At 55.7% G+C, this 13415-nt stretch carries 13 protein-coding genes; 9 read left to right on the top strand and 4 right to left on the bottom strand.

All coding sequences use genetic code 11. The features are described from left to right. Positions 1-244: 244 nt before the first annotated feature. From ACTJJ1_RS13210 to ACTJJ1_RS13220, 3 genes are read right to left on the bottom strand one after another with little or no spacing between them, the layout of a single operon-like run. Positions 245-1246, bottom strand: a complete 1002-nt coding sequence (locus ACTJJ1_RS13210) for a hypothetical protein (protein ID WP_440833991.1) — start codon at positions 1244-1246, stop codon at positions 245-247. A gap of 54 nt (positions 1247-1300) precedes the next feature. Then, the gene (locus ACTJJ1_RS13215; RefSeq protein ID WP_004950296.1) at positions 1301-2272 is read right to left on the bottom strand and encodes an aldo/keto reductase; all 972 of its coding nucleotides are present in this window, start codon (positions 2270-2272) and stop codon (positions 1301-1303) included. Between the two features lie 11 nt (positions 2273-2283). Beyond that, entirely contained in the window at positions 2284-3042 is a 759-nt protein-coding gene (locus ACTJJ1_RS13220; RefSeq protein WP_440833993.1) for an SDR family NAD(P)-dependent oxidoreductase, read from the bottom strand. Between the two features lie 148 nt (positions 3043-3190). Here ACTJJ1_RS13220 and ACTJJ1_RS13225 point away from each other — a divergent pair, with 148 nt between their 5' ends. The 6 genes from ACTJJ1_RS13225 (at position 3191) to chbG (ending at position 9457) form a co-directional block, all read left to right on the top strand. Continuing rightward, positions 3191-4084: a LysR family transcriptional regulator gene (locus tag ACTJJ1_RS13225; RefSeq protein WP_004950299.1), complete on the top strand. Its 894-nt coding sequence runs from the start codon at positions 3191-3193 to the stop codon at positions 4082-4084. A gap of 470 nt (positions 4085-4554) precedes the next feature. Next, a complete protein-coding gene (locus ACTJJ1_RS13230) occupies positions 4555-4872 on the top strand; it encodes a PTS sugar transporter subunit IIB (RefSeq protein WP_006317708.1) in 318 nt (105 codons plus the stop codon). A gap of 11 nt (positions 4873-4883) precedes the next feature. Beyond that, positions 4884-6245 carry a PTS N,N'-diacetylchitobiose transporter subunit IIC gene (chbC, locus tag ACTJJ1_RS13235; protein ID WP_004950304.1) on the top strand — a complete coding sequence of 454 codons (1362 nt, stop codon included), beginning with the start codon at positions 4884-4886 and terminating at the stop codon, positions 6243-6245. Between the two features lie 48 nt (positions 6246-6293). Continuing rightward, positions 6294-7679, top strand: a complete 1386-nt coding sequence (locus tag ACTJJ1_RS13240; RefSeq protein ID WP_440833996.1) for a glycoside hydrolase family 1 protein — start codon at positions 6294-6296, stop codon at positions 7677-7679. Next, complete coding sequence (gene chbR / locus ACTJJ1_RS13245) at positions 7679-8542, top strand: transcriptional regulator ChbR (RefSeq protein WP_013811543.1); 864 nt, start codon at positions 7679-7681, stop codon at positions 8540-8542. The genes ACTJJ1_RS13240 and chbR overlap by 1 nt, the downstream gene beginning before the upstream one ends. A 153-nt stretch (positions 8543-8695) precedes the next feature. Then, positions 8696-9457 carry a chitin disaccharide deacetylase gene (chbG, locus tag ACTJJ1_RS13250; RefSeq protein WP_440833999.1) on the top strand — a complete coding sequence of 254 codons (762 nt, stop codon included), beginning with the start codon at positions 8696-8698 and terminating at the stop codon, positions 9455-9457. A gap of 34 nt (positions 9458-9491) precedes the next feature. On the opposite strand, the gene ACTJJ1_RS13255 is transcribed toward chbG, so the two are convergent. After that, on the bottom strand, positions 9492-10877 hold the full coding sequence (locus ACTJJ1_RS13255; RefSeq protein WP_110605910.1) for an MFS transporter: 1386 nt from the start codon (positions 10875-10877) through the stop codon (positions 9492-9494). 250 nt (positions 10878-11127) lie between these two features. Here ACTJJ1_RS13255 and pncC point away from each other — a divergent pair, with 250 nt between their 5' ends. The 3 genes from pncC (at position 11128) to recX (ending at position 13364) form a co-directional block, all read left to right on the top strand. After that, positions 11128-11616, top strand: coding sequence for a nicotinamide-nucleotide amidase (pncC, locus tag ACTJJ1_RS13260; protein WP_004950317.1), 489 nt, complete (start codon positions 11128-11130; stop codon positions 11614-11616). 112 nt (positions 11617-11728) lie between these two features. Beyond that, entirely contained in the window at positions 11729-12793 is a 1065-nt protein-coding gene (recA, locus tag ACTJJ1_RS13265) for a recombinase RecA (RefSeq protein WP_004950320.1), read from the top strand. A 64-nt stretch (positions 12794-12857) separates the two neighbouring features. Then, positions 12858-13364, top strand: a complete 507-nt coding sequence (gene recX, locus ACTJJ1_RS13270; protein WP_440834002.1) for a recombination regulator RecX — start codon at positions 12858-12860, stop codon at positions 13362-13364. Positions 13365-13415 lie beyond the last annotated feature (51 nt).

Consider the following 13415-nt stretch of genomic DNA (forward strand, 5'->3'; position numbering starts at 1 on the left):
CGTTATCGCATCGCCTCACAAAATATCACAGGATTGGCGATTGCCGGGCAACGCCGATCCATTAATCAAAGGGCCAAACGGCGCAGTGTTACACCCAGACCTTTTACTGACGCTTATACTAGCCCAGCGAGCAATCGGCTGTCACAGGTAAAAATTGGAAGCTTTGCGCAAAGCGGGTTTGCAACGCGGGGAAGAGGTTGCAGCCGTCAAATCGTGCAAACTGCCGCCGGGGGCGGCAGCGGCGTCAGCGAGCGGTGGATAAGGGCAGGGGAAGTTGGTAGACGCGGAAGTTGTCGGGCACTTCGGTTTCATGCCCGGGCAGCAGGCGGTGACGAATGCGTGATTCGGTGACCAAGGCGCAGCCCTGCGGCGTGATGTCCAAATTAACCGGCGACTCCATGCCTTCGCGAACGATCTCGATCTTGTGCATGCCAGCCGCGCCCGGCGCGGCAATGCGCAGGATCCTGCCCTGGCCGCTGCTGATGCCATTTTCGAGCACGATCAGCGCGCCGTCCGGCGCCAGCCCCATGCCGTCCGGGTTTTCGATGGTGCGTGGCAACAGTATCTCAGACAGCGCCGGCTGGGCATCGCCGTAGCTGAGAGTATAGAGCTTGCCGGTGCCGAAATTGGCGATCGCCATCCGTTTGTCATCGAGGATCACGATACCGGCGGCGCCGAGGCCGCTGGGGGCCGTCAATCTGCTGTCGCGATACAGCGTCTGGAATGCCGGTTCGTCCGGCCGCAGCCGCAGGATGCCGCCGCCTTTGGTTTCCGTCAGGTAGACTGTGCCGTCTGCGCCGAGCACGATATCGTTGCCCATTTCGCCTTCCGGCAGCGGCAGGCTGCGGTTGAGTGTGGCATTCGCGACATTCAGGGCGTAAACGCGGTTTGCGCGGGTTTTCCCCGCGGACAGGAAGTCCGGCGAGTTTCCCCACAGCAGCCCGCGCCGTTCGTCCAGTCTCAGGGCGTTTGAAGCGAACACCGTATCGGTGCCGGGAAAGAAGGTTTGCCAATCTTGGTTTGGGCGTTTGCGCAGCACGCGGCCACTGGTAATCAGCCCCACATACAGGGTACCGTCGGATGCGCGGGCGATGCCGTTAGGGTAGAGCGCTCCCGGCGGCAATGTCATGCTGGTGGCGACGCAGGGGGCTTCGTTGGCCGGCGCGGAAATGGCCGGGGCCGCGATGGCCAGCAGCAAGACCAACAGGGACGCCCGTGCCGGGGAAGGTTTTATCGCGTATAGCATCCAGTCTCTCCTGTGATGAGGGGTCGTTGCGAGTGCTTTTCCACCGGGCGGAAATTACCAACGGCGAGTAGGCAGGTGTTGTTGCATTGGCGCTTCGAGCGACGCCATTTCTTCATCCGACAGGTTGAGGGAAAGCGCCTCGACAGCATCCTGCAGATGATGCGGTCGCGACATGCCGACCAATGCTGAAGCCACGCTTTTTCTGGCCAGCAGCCAGGCGAGCGCGATTTGCGCCGGCGCTACGCAGCGGGCTGCGGCCAACGCCTCGACCGCTGCGATGGATTGTTCCACTTCACTGCGCCCGCCATACCATAGCGGGGCCTGCTCGTCTGTCTGAGCGCGCAGCGTGGCAGATTTTTTCGCGCCCGCCAGCAGGCCGCGCGCCAGGGGGGACCAAGGCGTCAGGCCAATGCCTTCCTCCTGGCACAGCAGGATTAACTCGTCTTCATCTTCACGCGTCACCAGGTTGTATTGGCTTTGCATCGAAATAAACGCCGCCAATCGGTTATGGCGCTGAAAATCCAGCATTTTCATAAAGCGCCAGGCGTGCATGGAGGAGGCGCCGAGGTAACGGATCTTGCCCGCACGCACCAGAGTGTCGAGCGTTTCGGCCGTCTCTTCGATCGGCGTTTCGCTATCGAAGCGGTGCAGTACGAACAGGTCGATATAGTCCGTCCCCAATCGTTGCAGCGAAGCTTCTACGCTATGAATGAGATGTTTGCGCGACAGGCCCCGGCCGTTGGGGGATTCGTCCATCGGAAAGAACGCCTTGGTGGCGATCACCATGTCTTCGCGGCGGGCAAAATCGCGCAATGCGCGGCCGACAATGCGTTCGCTTTCGCCCGCCGAGTAGATATTGGCGGTATCGAAAAAGTTAATGCCGGCTTCCAGCGCCTGCTGGATGAAAGGGCGAGCCTGCTCTTCTTTCAGCACCCAGGGGCGCCAGGCGGGATCGCCGTAGGTCATGCAGCCCAAGCAGAGCCGGGAAACCTTCAGGCCGCTGTGGCCGAGGCGGACATAGTTCATTATGCGGTTCCTCAGCGGATGCCGGCGATGGTGTAGCCGCCATCCACCAGCAGGCTTTGGCCGGTGACAAAACGGGCTTCGTCCGTTGCAAGCCAGACCGCCACATCGCCGATGTCTTCCGGTTGTCCCATGCGCCCGATGGGGGTGTGTTCGATAAAAGGCGCGAAAGCGCTGGCATCGGCGACGCTGCCGTGCGCCATCGGTGTTTCGATGATACCGGGATTAATGTTATTGATGCGGATGCCCTGGCGTCCGTATTCAAGTGCCACTGCGGGGATTAACGCGTCAATCGCCCCTTTGCTGGCGGAGTAGCTCGACGAGCCGGCGAGCGCCCCGTGGGTGAGCCAGGAAGAGGTGTTGATGATGACGCCGGCAGAATTTTGCGCCAGGAAAGTCTCTATCTCGTATTTGATCGCCAGCCACACTCCTCTGAGATTGACGGCGATCACCTGGTCGAAATCCGCACTGCTTTGTTGAGTGATGGGCGAAAAATTCCCAAGTATGCCGGCGTTGTTGAAGGCGATGTCGAGCCATCCGTAACGGGCGATTACTGCAGCGATCAGCCGACGGATATCCTCTTCAAGCGAAACATCGGCCACCACAGGCAGGGCTTCTCCGCCCGCGGCGATGATTTCGCCGGCAGTGGCTTCGATCTCTGCCGAACGACGCCCCGCCAACGCCACTTTAGCGCCTTCGCGGGCATAGGCCAGCGCTGCGGCGCGTCCGATACCTGTGCCGCCACCGGTCACCAGGACAACCTTTCCTTCCAAACGTTTTTGCAGGATGTGAGCTGAATCAGTATGCGTAGTCATGATATGGACTCTGGGTTATTGATCACACCTCCATGCTATGTTGTTGCCAAAAAGATAACTATCCGTTAAAAATTCATTTCACTATTAAATTATTTATATCAATCCGATGAAGAAACTCGAATTGTCCGGCCTGGCGGCTTTCGTAGCGATCGCCAATGAACGCAGCTTCAGGCGCGCCGCCGCCCGGCTTGGCGTTACCCCGCCAACTCTCAGTCACACTATGCGTGAGCTGGAAGAGCAGGTCGGCCTGCGGTTACTGAATCGAACCACGCGCAACGTTTCGCCGACCGAAGCTGGCGAGCATCTGTTGGCCAGACTGGCACCTGCGTTTACCGATATCGACGCTGCGCTGGAAAGCCTGAACACCTTTCGCGATCAGCCGCGCGGGCTGGTGCGGATCAATGCTTCCCGTTCGGCGATCGAGCTGGTTTTGTTGCCACATTTGGGGCGATTGGCTCGCGATTGTCCCGGAATTACTCTGGAGGTTGTGGCGCAGGAGGGGTTCGCCAACATCGTCGAACTGGGATTTGACGCCGGCATCCGGCTTGGAGAAGACCTGCACAACGACATGCGGGCTGTACGAGTGTCGCCGGATCTACGGCTGGCCATTGTCGCGACCCCGGAATACTTCCAATGTCATGGGAAGCCAGATACGCCCAGCGACCTGTTAAATCATCGCTGCATCGGATGGCGCAAGATCTCTTCCGGCGAACTCTATAAATGGGAGTTTCGCCAGGGGGACAAGGTACTTTCCGTCGCGGTAAATAGCCCGTTGATACTCGATGACGGCAGGCTGATGCTGCAGGCGGCGTTAGAGAATGTCGGTATTGCCTTCGCCATCGAGAATGAGGCGGCGGAGCATCTTGCCACCGGACGCCTGGAACGGGTGTTGGCGGACTGGTGCCCGTCATTCCCGGGTTTCTATCTGTATTATCCCAACCGCAGAAACCATCCGGTCGCTTTAACGACGGTAATAGATATGCTGCGTTTCCCTGGCTGAAATCGCTGCATTGCAGCCGGGCGCTTTCCCCTCTTGTCCCTTTCTCCGTCGGCGGAATTTGCTCCCCTCCTGTACCTCGCTCTAATCAAGGGTGCACTATTTTTCCTTCATCCGTCTGTTGCCGGCCCTGCTACGCCAAAAGTTATCCATAAATACCCTGTGTGTTTTTAACTTATTGTTTATAATTGTTATTTATTGATTGTTGACGACTTGAACGAGTTTTAAAGGGTTATTTGAGAGGTCGGTCACACTATTTTTTTATGTGAAATGTGAAGAGGGTCAAGCCGGCAGGTCAAGGATAGACGATTCTATTGGCCAGTGGCTTATCGGTCCGCTTCACCGTCTCCGTATACTGTCGGCAACCAGGGCAACGTAACGGAAACTTCATAAGGAATGTGCGTGAGGCAATCTTGATTGCATCTGGCATACAAATGACACGGGGTTTTTTTGATTATCTTGAGGTGCTTGGTATGGAAAAGAAAAAAATCTATCTGTTTTGTTCTGCCGGTATGTCCACTTCTCTGCTGGTTTCAAAAATGAAAGCGCAAGCGGAGAAGTACGAGGTGCCGGTGATCATTGCCGCTTATCCCGAAGCTCTGGCTGCGGAGAAAGGCGCTGAGGCAGATGTGATCCTGCTGGGGCCACAGATTGCCTACACGCTTGCCGAAGTGCAGAAACAGTTGCCGCATAAGCCGGTCGAAGTGATCGACTCCGTTTTGTACGGCAAACTCGATGGCCTTGGGGTGCTGAAGGCGGCGGTTGCCACAATAAAAAAAGCTAACCAATAAGGGGCGTTGCCGTGAATACGTTAATTGCCTCGTTGGAAAAGGTCATTCTGCCCTTTGCCGTGAAAATTGGTAAGCAACCCCATGTTAATGCCATCAAAAACGGGTTTATCCGGTTAATGCCGCTGACGCTGACCGGGGCGATGTTCGTTCTGATCAACAACGTGTTTCTCAGCTTCGGTGAGGGATCGTTCTTCTTCTCCCTGGGAGTGCGGCTTGATGCATCCACCATTGAAACGCTGAATGGCCTGAAAAGCATCGGTGGCAGCGTGTATAACGGCACCCTGGGGATCATGTCCCTGATGACGCCCTTTTTTATCAGTATGGCGTTAGCTGAGGAAAGAAAGGTTGATCCGCTGGCAGCCGCTTTGCTGGCCGTTGCGGCCTTCATGACGTTAACGCCGTTCAGCGTGGGTGAAGCCTACGCCGTGGGGGCGAACTGGCTGGGGGGCGCCAACATCATTTCCGGTATGGTGATCGGCCTGGTGGTGGCGGAGATGTTTGCCTTTGTGGTGCGCCGCAATTGGGTGATCAGCCTGCCGGACAGTGTACCTTCTTCGGTATCGCGCTCTTTCTCCGCGTTGATCCCCGGCTTTATTATCCTGTCGATTATGGGCGTGCTGGCTTATTGCCTGACGCTGTGGGGCACCAACTTCCACCAAATCATTATGGACAGCATCTCGGCTCCGCTGGCGAAAATGGGCAGCGTGGTGGGGTGGGTGTATGTGATGTTCTCCTCGCTGCTGTGGTTCTTTGGGGTGCATGGCTCAATGGCGCTGGCGGCGTTGGACAGCGGCATCATGACGCCATTCGCGCTGGAGAACGTGGAGCTTTACAACAAGTACGGTTCCGTCGAGGCGGCGGTTGCTGCGGGCAAAGAGTTCCACATGTGGGCGAAGCCGTTCGTCGACTCTTACATTTACCTTGGCGGGACCGGCTCGACGCTGGGGCTGATTATCGCCATCTTTATCGCCTCACGCCGCGAAGACTATCGTCAGGTTGCCAAGCTGGCTACCCCGTCGGGCATCTTCCAGATCAATGAGCCTATCCTGTTTGGCCTGCCGGTGATTATGAACCCGGTGATGTTTATTCCGTTCATCCTGGTTCAACCGGTATTGACGATTATCACCACGGTGGCCTATTACACCGGGATGATCCCGCCTATCACCAACATTGCGCCCTGGACCATGCCGGTCGGGCTGGGGGCGTTCTTCAACACCAACGGCAGCATCGTCGCCATGTTGCTGAGTTTCTTCAACCTGGGCGTTGCGACCTTGATTTACCTGCCGTTCGTAATGATTTCCAACAAGGCGCAAAGCCAGATCGATCAGGCGACCGAGAGCGAAGAAGATATCGCCAAGGCGCTGAAATTCTAACTGTCGGAACGGGGCAGCATCTGCTGCCCCGGTTTTAGGGGCGTTTGAATGAAATATCACTTTGCTGACGATTTCTGGTGGGGAAGCGCCACGTCTGCGCCGCAGTCGGAAGGGGACTCTGCACGGGATGGCAAGAGCCGGAACATCTTCGATTACTGGCATGAAACCGCCCCCGAACGTTTTCATCATCAGGTTGGTCCCTCCGAGGCGTCCACGTTTTATGACAATTTTCGCGACGATATCCTGCTGTTAAAAACGCTTGGGCATAACACCTTCAGAACGTCCATCTCCTGGTCCCGGCTGATCCCGGAGGGCGATGGCGAAGTGAACCCTAAAGCGGTCGCCTTCTACAATGCGTTGATTGATAGCCTGTTAGCGCAGGGCATCACGCCATTTATCAATCTCTACCATTTCGATATGCCGCTGTGCATGCAGCAGAAAGGCGGCTGGGAAAGCCGGGCTGTGGTCGAAGCCTATGCTCGCTACGCCAAGACTTGCTTCACCCTGTTCGGCGACAGAGTCACCCACTGGTTCACGTTCAATGAGCCGATTGTGCCGGTTGAGGCGGGCTATCTGAACGACCTGCATTATCCGTGCGTGGTCGATTTCAAAAGGGCCGTCGTGGTGGCTTACCACAGCGTTCTGGCGCACGCCAAAGCGGTGAGGCATTTCAGGGCGCTGGGTAACGAGGGCACGATAGGCATTATTTTGAACCTGAGCCCGACCTATCCCCGCTCGACCCGCCAGGAAGACCTCTTGGCGGCCAACTATGCGGATCTGTTGCTGAACAAGAGCTTCCTCGATCCAGTAACAAAAGGGCGTTATCCGCAAGAATTGGTGGATTTGCTGAAAGCCAACGGGCTGCAACCACAGACCGAGCCTGAGGATGCACAGCTGATTGCTGACGGGGTTGTCGATATCCTGGGCGTCAATTATTACCAGCCTCGCAGGGTTAAAGCGAAAGAAGGTTTTCGGACCACCGATAGGGTGACGATGCCGGAAGATCTGTTCAGCTACTATGAGATGCCGGGCCGGAAGATTAACCCGCACCGGGGCTGGGAGATCTACGAAAAAGGGCTGTATGACATTCTGATGGACCTGAAAGAAAACTACGGCAATATTCCCTGCTATATTTCAGAAAATGGCATGGGCGTAGAGGGGGAGGAAGCCTTTATCGGCGCTTCCGGCCGGGTGGAGGATGACTATCGCATCGACTTTATCCGCGAACATCTGAAATGGCTGCATCAGGCGTTGGCGGAGGGTTCCAACTGTAAAGGTTATCATTTGTGGACCTTTATTGACTGTTGGTCCTGGCTCAATGCCTATAAGAATCGCTACGGGCTAGTCAGACTGGATCGGCAAAGCCAACGGCGCACGCTTAAAAAGAGCGGCTACTGGTTTGCCGAAACGGCCAGACAAAACGGTTTCGACTAATGGGAGCGTATGCGGTGACTGATAATCAGGTTTCGCTGAATGCGAACGACGTTAAGCTGATTCGGGAGCAGGATTTTTTTAACTGCAAAGACTTTCATCTGTTTATTTATAACAAGGTGGAGAGCGCGACCGGGCTGCATCAGCATGACTACTATGAGTTCACCATTGTCCTGAGCGGTAAATGCTATCAGGAGATCAACGGCAAGCGGGTGCTGCTGGAACGGGGAGACTTTGTTTTTATCCCTATCGGCTCACGTCACCAAAGCTTTTACGAGTTTGGCGCCGCGAAAATTTTCAACGTGGCGGTCGGCAAGGTCTTCTTTGAGGAGCATTACCTGCAGCTTTTACCGCGCTGTTTTGTCGCCTCGCAGGCTTACAGCCTCAAGAACGAGTTTTTGGCCTATATCGAGTCGGTGGTCGGCTCACCGCAGTTTCGCGAAGATGACTTTGCCGAGTTCCTGGAAACGCTGACTTTTTATATCGTCAGCCGCATCCGGCATTACAAGGAAGAGTGCGGCGAAGGCGATGACATTCCCCAATGGCTGAAGAACACGCTGGCGGGCATGCATGATAAAGCGATGTTTGGTGAAAAGGCGCTGCTGAATATGGTTGAGCTGTCGGGGAAAACGCAGGAATACCTGACCCGGGCGATGCGGCGCTACTACCATAAAACGCCGATGCAGGTGATTAATGAAATCCGCATCAATTTCGCCAAAACGCAGTTGGAGGTGACGAATTATTCCGTGTCGGATATTGCCTTCGATTCAGGTTACGGTGACGTGAGCCTGTTTATCAAAAACTTTAAAAGACTCACCGAAGTCACCCCGGGTAATTACCGAAAAAAGTTCTACGGCCCTATTTAGGGCCGCTCCCGATAAGCATTAACGCCGATATTCCGAATACCTTTCAGGCCACTCATAGCCTGATGAAATAAGTTTCTTTGTAGACGTGAAGGGGACCTGCCGTACCAGACGGGCGGCTTCCCCTTGCCAAAAATTTGTTAAATGGATGCCAAAATGGAAAAGTTACTGATAGTGAACGCCGACGATTTTGGCCTGAGCAAGGGCCAGAACTACGGCATTATCGAGGCGTTTCACTACGGGGTAGTCTCTTCAACTACCGCCATGGTGAATGGCGAGGATGTGCACCACGCGGCGCAGTTAAACAGGATTTTTCCTGGGCTGCAGGTGGGGCTGCACTTTGTGTTGACTCATGGGCGCCCCTTGACCGCCATGCCGTCATTGGTCAATGAGCGGGGGGAATTGGGTAAGTGGCTGTGGGAAAGGGCCGAGTCTGCGATGTTGGATTTGGACGAAATCTACAATGAGCTGGTGGGGCAGTACGACAAGTTTACGGCCGTTTTCGGTAAAGCGCCGACTCATATCGACAGCCACCATCATGCGCACATGCTGCCGCAGATCTATCCGTTGGTGGAGGCCTTCGCTCAGTCCAAATCCATTCCGCTGCGTATTGACCGCCAGGCAGTGGAGCGACAAGGCATTCCGTTGCGTTGTGATCGCAGCACCGAGTGGTTTGATTCGGGTTTTTATGGCGAGGCTATATCCGAAGCCCTGTTTTTGCAGGTGCTTGACCGGGCCGACGAACGCGGCGTCGGCTCAGTAGAGTTGATGTGCCACCCGGCATTCCTGGATAAGACCCTATTGGAGAGCAAATACTGCTATCCGCGGCTGGCGGAGGTGGAGGTATTGACCGCGTCAGGCATTAAAAACGCGATTGCGGAGCGCGGTTACCGCCTGGGATCCTTCCTGGATCTGTGATACGCGGATACCGACTCCAAGAAGGGGCCGATGATTAAAGCATCGAATGGGCCTTTTTCAACCCCGTATCTTCATCGGGGTCTGCGCCCTGCGGGATGGGCTCCTCCGCTGCCGGCGTTTCGCTGGGTTGATCATCTACCGGATCCGGTGCGGCCTCCGGAGGCGGCATGGTATCGTGGATGATCTGCTCATCGAAGGTTGGGTTCAGTGCCGGGGAAAGCGGCGAACTGGTCAGACTGTCCGGCAGGGGAATATGCGGTAACGGCGCATCCTGCACAAACTGCGATTCGTCTTCTTTTACCGTACGGCTGAAGGCCACCAGCAGCACGCCGCAAAGCGAGAAGAACGCATACAGAATGTTGCCGCCCAGGGGCTGAATCAGCGCACCGACCGCCAGCGGACCGATACTGGCGCCGACGCCGAATGCCATCAGCAAACAGGCTGCCAACGATACGCGCCGCTCAGGCTCGATCAGATCGTTCGCCAATGCCACGACCAGTGGATACAGCGTGAATTGCAGCATGCTGACGATAAACCCCACCACCAGCAGCACCGGAAAATCAATGTGTGGTACCAGAGCCAGCGGCAGCGCCGCCACGATCAGTAAAATGGCATTGATGCGCATCAACAGCGTACGATTATAGCGGTCTGACAGCCAACTGAGCGGGAACTGCGCCACCAGCCCGGCAAAGATGGAGATCGCCATAAACAGGCCGGTTTGTTGGGTAGTGAGTGCCTGCATGCTGGCGTAGACCGGCGCCAGCCCATAGAAAGAGCCTACTACCATGCCGATCACCAGCGTGGTCGCCAGTACCTTGGGAATGGCGCCGATAAAATAGCGCAGTTCCATCGGCGCCGGTGACATATGACGCGCATTGGTACGAGTGGTGAGGGCGATAGGTACCAGGCAGAGTGCAAAACACAGCGCGATCAACAGCAACGTGGTGATGCCGAGACTGGTCTGCAGCATCAGCACCACCTGGCCCAGCGACATGCCCAGGTAGGTGGCCGCCATATAGAAACCGAAAACTATGCCGCGCTGATTGGATTCCGCCTGGTCGTTCAGCCAACTCTCCAGCACCATAAACTGGCACATCATGCACAGGCCGATAATCAGGCGCAGCACCACCCAGACAGGAATGTACTCCGTCAGGCCGTGCCCCAGCACCGCAGCGGTAATGATGCCGGCACAGGAGACGTAAGCGCGGATATGGCCGACGCGGGCAATCAGGAAATGACCGACTTTACCGCCGATCACCAGGCCGATGTAGTTGGCGGCGATAATCGCACCGATCAGCGCACCTGTCACATGGATTGAGGTTAAACGCAGGGAGATGTAAGTGGTGAGCAACCCTGAACCCAGCAACATCAGCAGGGTGGTGGTATACAACGGAAAGAAGACGCCTAACGTTTTTTTCACTCTATCATCCTAATCTTTTGTCCTGGTTTGCCTGGGCCAGCCATGCCGGCAGCACAGACGGCCCTGTGAGATCCCTCATCCTGAAACGCCATTCGTTAACCCGGGCGTTACATTTGATACTAGCAGTTTGACCCGCGGCTTAACACCGCCTGTCCTGCGAGGCGCTGCGCATTTATGTCAACGCGCCGTCGGCCAGGCATTGATAAGTGCTACTATCGGGCGCATATACCTGATTCGCTATGGAGGGGTTATGAGTGAAAATCAGCTGCGGGAACTCAGCATTGCCGTAGGGGAAAAACTGAAGGCCAAAGGTCTGTGGATCACCTGTGCGGAATCCTGCACCGGCGGCGGCATCGCCAAAGCCATTACTGACATTGCCGGCAGCTCCGCCTACTTCGATCGTGGGTTCGTCACCTACAGCAATGCGGCGAAACACGAGTTGTTGGGCGTGGCGGAAGCGACTCTTGCCGCCCACGGTGCCGTGAGCGAGGAAGTGGTTCGCGAGATGGCGCAGGGGGCATTACATGCGGCGAAGGCCAGCCTGGCGCTGTCGGTCAGCGGTATTGCCGGCCCGGACGGCGGCAGTGCGGAAAAACCGGTGGGTACCGTATGGTTTGGTTTCGCCGAACGCTCTGGGCAGGTGCTGGCGCACAAGATGCAATTTGCCGGCGATCGTGATGCAGTGCGGCTTCAGGCGACGATCTTCGCGCTGCAAACCGCACTTGACGAATTTTTGTAAAATTAGGCTTGATACTGTATGACCATACAGTATAATTAGCGACATTTCCTGCACAACATACATTCCGTGGCAGTGTGGGGTAACACCGGCATTGCGAAACGAAGGAGCAAAAATGGCTATTGATGAGAACAAGCAAAAGGCGTTAGCTGCGGCACTGGGCCAGATTGAGAAACAGTTCGGCAAAGGCTCCATCATGCGTCTGGGTGAAGACCGTTCTATGGATGTAGAAACGATCTCTACCGGCTCACTGTCACTCGATATCGCACTGGGTGCGGGCGGCCTGCCAATGGGCCGTATCGTTGAAATTTATGGCCCGGAATCCTCCGGTAAAACCACTCTGACGCTGCAGGTTATCGCTGCCGCACAGCGCGAAGGCAAAACTTGCGCATTTATCGATGCCGAGCACGCGCTGGACCCGATTTATGCCAAAAAACTGGGCGTCGATATCGACAACCTGCTGTGTTCCCAGCCGGACACCGGTGAGCAGGCTCTGGAAATTTGTGATGCCTTGACCCGTTCTGGTGCGGTTGACGTGATCATCGTTGACTCCGTAGCGGCGTTGACGCCAAAAGCGGAAATTGAAGGTGAAATCGGTGACTCACACATGGGCCTTGCGGCACGTATGATGAGCCAGGCGATGCGTAAGCTGGCCGGTAACCTGAAAAACGCCAACACGCTGCTGATCTTCATCAACCAGATCCGTATGAAAATCGGTGTCATGTTCGGTAACCCGGAAACCACCACCGGCGGTAACGCACTGAAATTCTATGCTTCTGTTCGTCTGGATATCCGCCGTATCGGTGCGGTTAAAGAAGGCGATGAAGTGGTGGGCAGTGAAACCCGCGTTAAAGTGGTGAAAAACAAAATCGCTGCGCCATTCAAGCAGGCTGAGTTCCAAATTCTGTACGGTGAAGGCATCAACAGCCGCGGTGAACTGGTCGATCTGGGCGTTAAGCACAAGATGATCGAGAAAGCCGGCGCCTGGTACAGTTACAACGGCGATAAAATCGGTCAGGGCAAGGCGAATGCCTGCAACTTCCTGAAAGAAAACCCGGCTGTTGCCGCTGAGTTGGACAAAAAACTGCGCGATCTGCTGCTGCACAGCAACGGTGAACTGGTTACTGCTACCAATGAAAGCTTCGATGATGGCGAAGCTGAAACCAGCGAAGAGTTTTAATCGCTGTTGAGGTTGGTGCGTGCCGTTTAGGCCGCACCAGCGTCGATTAAATCAGGCTTGAATAATGAATGATTTGCTGAGCCGCGCAATGCGCCTGCTGTCGCAACGCGATCATAGTGAAGCTGAACTGCGCCGCAAACTTGCGGCGCAGCCATTTATGGCGAAAGCCAGATTCGGCTCCAAGACCCCCAGCCCCTCTGCGCCTCCTCCTGAAGAACCCGTAGATCCCGCCGTTATCGAACAGGTTATTGCCTATTGTTACCAGCACAACTGGCTGGACGATCAACGCTTTGCCCGCAGTTATATCGGCAGTCGCAGCCGTAAAGGCTACGGCGCGCAGCGCATTCGCTCGGAACTGATGCAAAAGGGCGTGGATAAAGAGTTGGCTCAGACGGCGCTGGCAGACTGTGATATCGACTGGTGTGAACAAGCCAAACTGGTGGCGCAGCGTAAATTTGGCGACGAGCTGCCAACGGACTGGAAAGAGAAAGCCAAAGTGCAGCGTTATCTGCTCTATCGGGGCTTCTTTCAGGAAGAAATTCAGTCAATTTACCGTGATTTTGCGCAATGAGCGCACACGGGGTTTTACTTCCCTCTGAAGAAAATTTATCTTATCCCCACT

The organism is Serratia sp. 22264 (assembly GCF_052045345.1).
In the GTDB taxonomy this organism is placed as follows: Bacteria; Pseudomonadota; Gammaproteobacteria; order Enterobacterales; family Enterobacteriaceae; genus Serratia; species Serratia plymuthica.

Coding starts and splice junctions, on each gene's coding strand:
- ACTJJ1_RS13210 (WP_440833991.1), bottom strand. CDS start 1,246: ATGCTATACGCGATAAAACCTTCCCCGGCACGGGCGTCCCTGTTGGTC.
- ACTJJ1_RS13215 (WP_004950296.1), bottom strand. CDS start 2,272: ATGAACTATGTCCGCCTCGGCCACAGCGGCCTGAAGGTTTCCCGGCTC.
- ACTJJ1_RS13225 (WP_004950299.1), top strand. CDS start 3,191: ATGAAGAAACTCGAATTGTCCGGCCTGGCGGCTTTCGTAGCGATCGCC.
- ACTJJ1_RS13230 (WP_006317708.1), top strand. CDS start 4,555: ATGGAAAAGAAAAAAATCTATCTGTTTTGTTCTGCCGGTATGTCCACT.
- ACTJJ1_RS13240 (WP_440833996.1), top strand. CDS start 6,294: ATGAAATATCACTTTGCTGACGATTTCTGGTGGGGAAGCGCCACGTCT.
- chbR (WP_013811543.1), top strand. CDS start 7,679: ATGGGAGCGTATGCGGTGACTGATAATCAGGTTTCGCTGAATGCGAAC.
- chbG (WP_440833999.1), top strand. CDS start 8,696: ATGGAAAAGTTACTGATAGTGAACGCCGACGATTTTGGCCTGAGCAAG.
- pncC (WP_004950317.1), top strand. CDS start 11,128: ATGAGTGAAAATCAGCTGCGGGAACTCAGCATTGCCGTAGGGGAAAAA.
- recA (WP_004950320.1), top strand. CDS start 11,729: ATGGCTATTGATGAGAACAAGCAAAAGGCGTTAGCTGCGGCACTGGGC.
- recX (WP_440834002.1), top strand. CDS start 12,858: ATGAATGATTTGCTGAGCCGCGCAATGCGCCTGCTGTCGCAACGCGAT.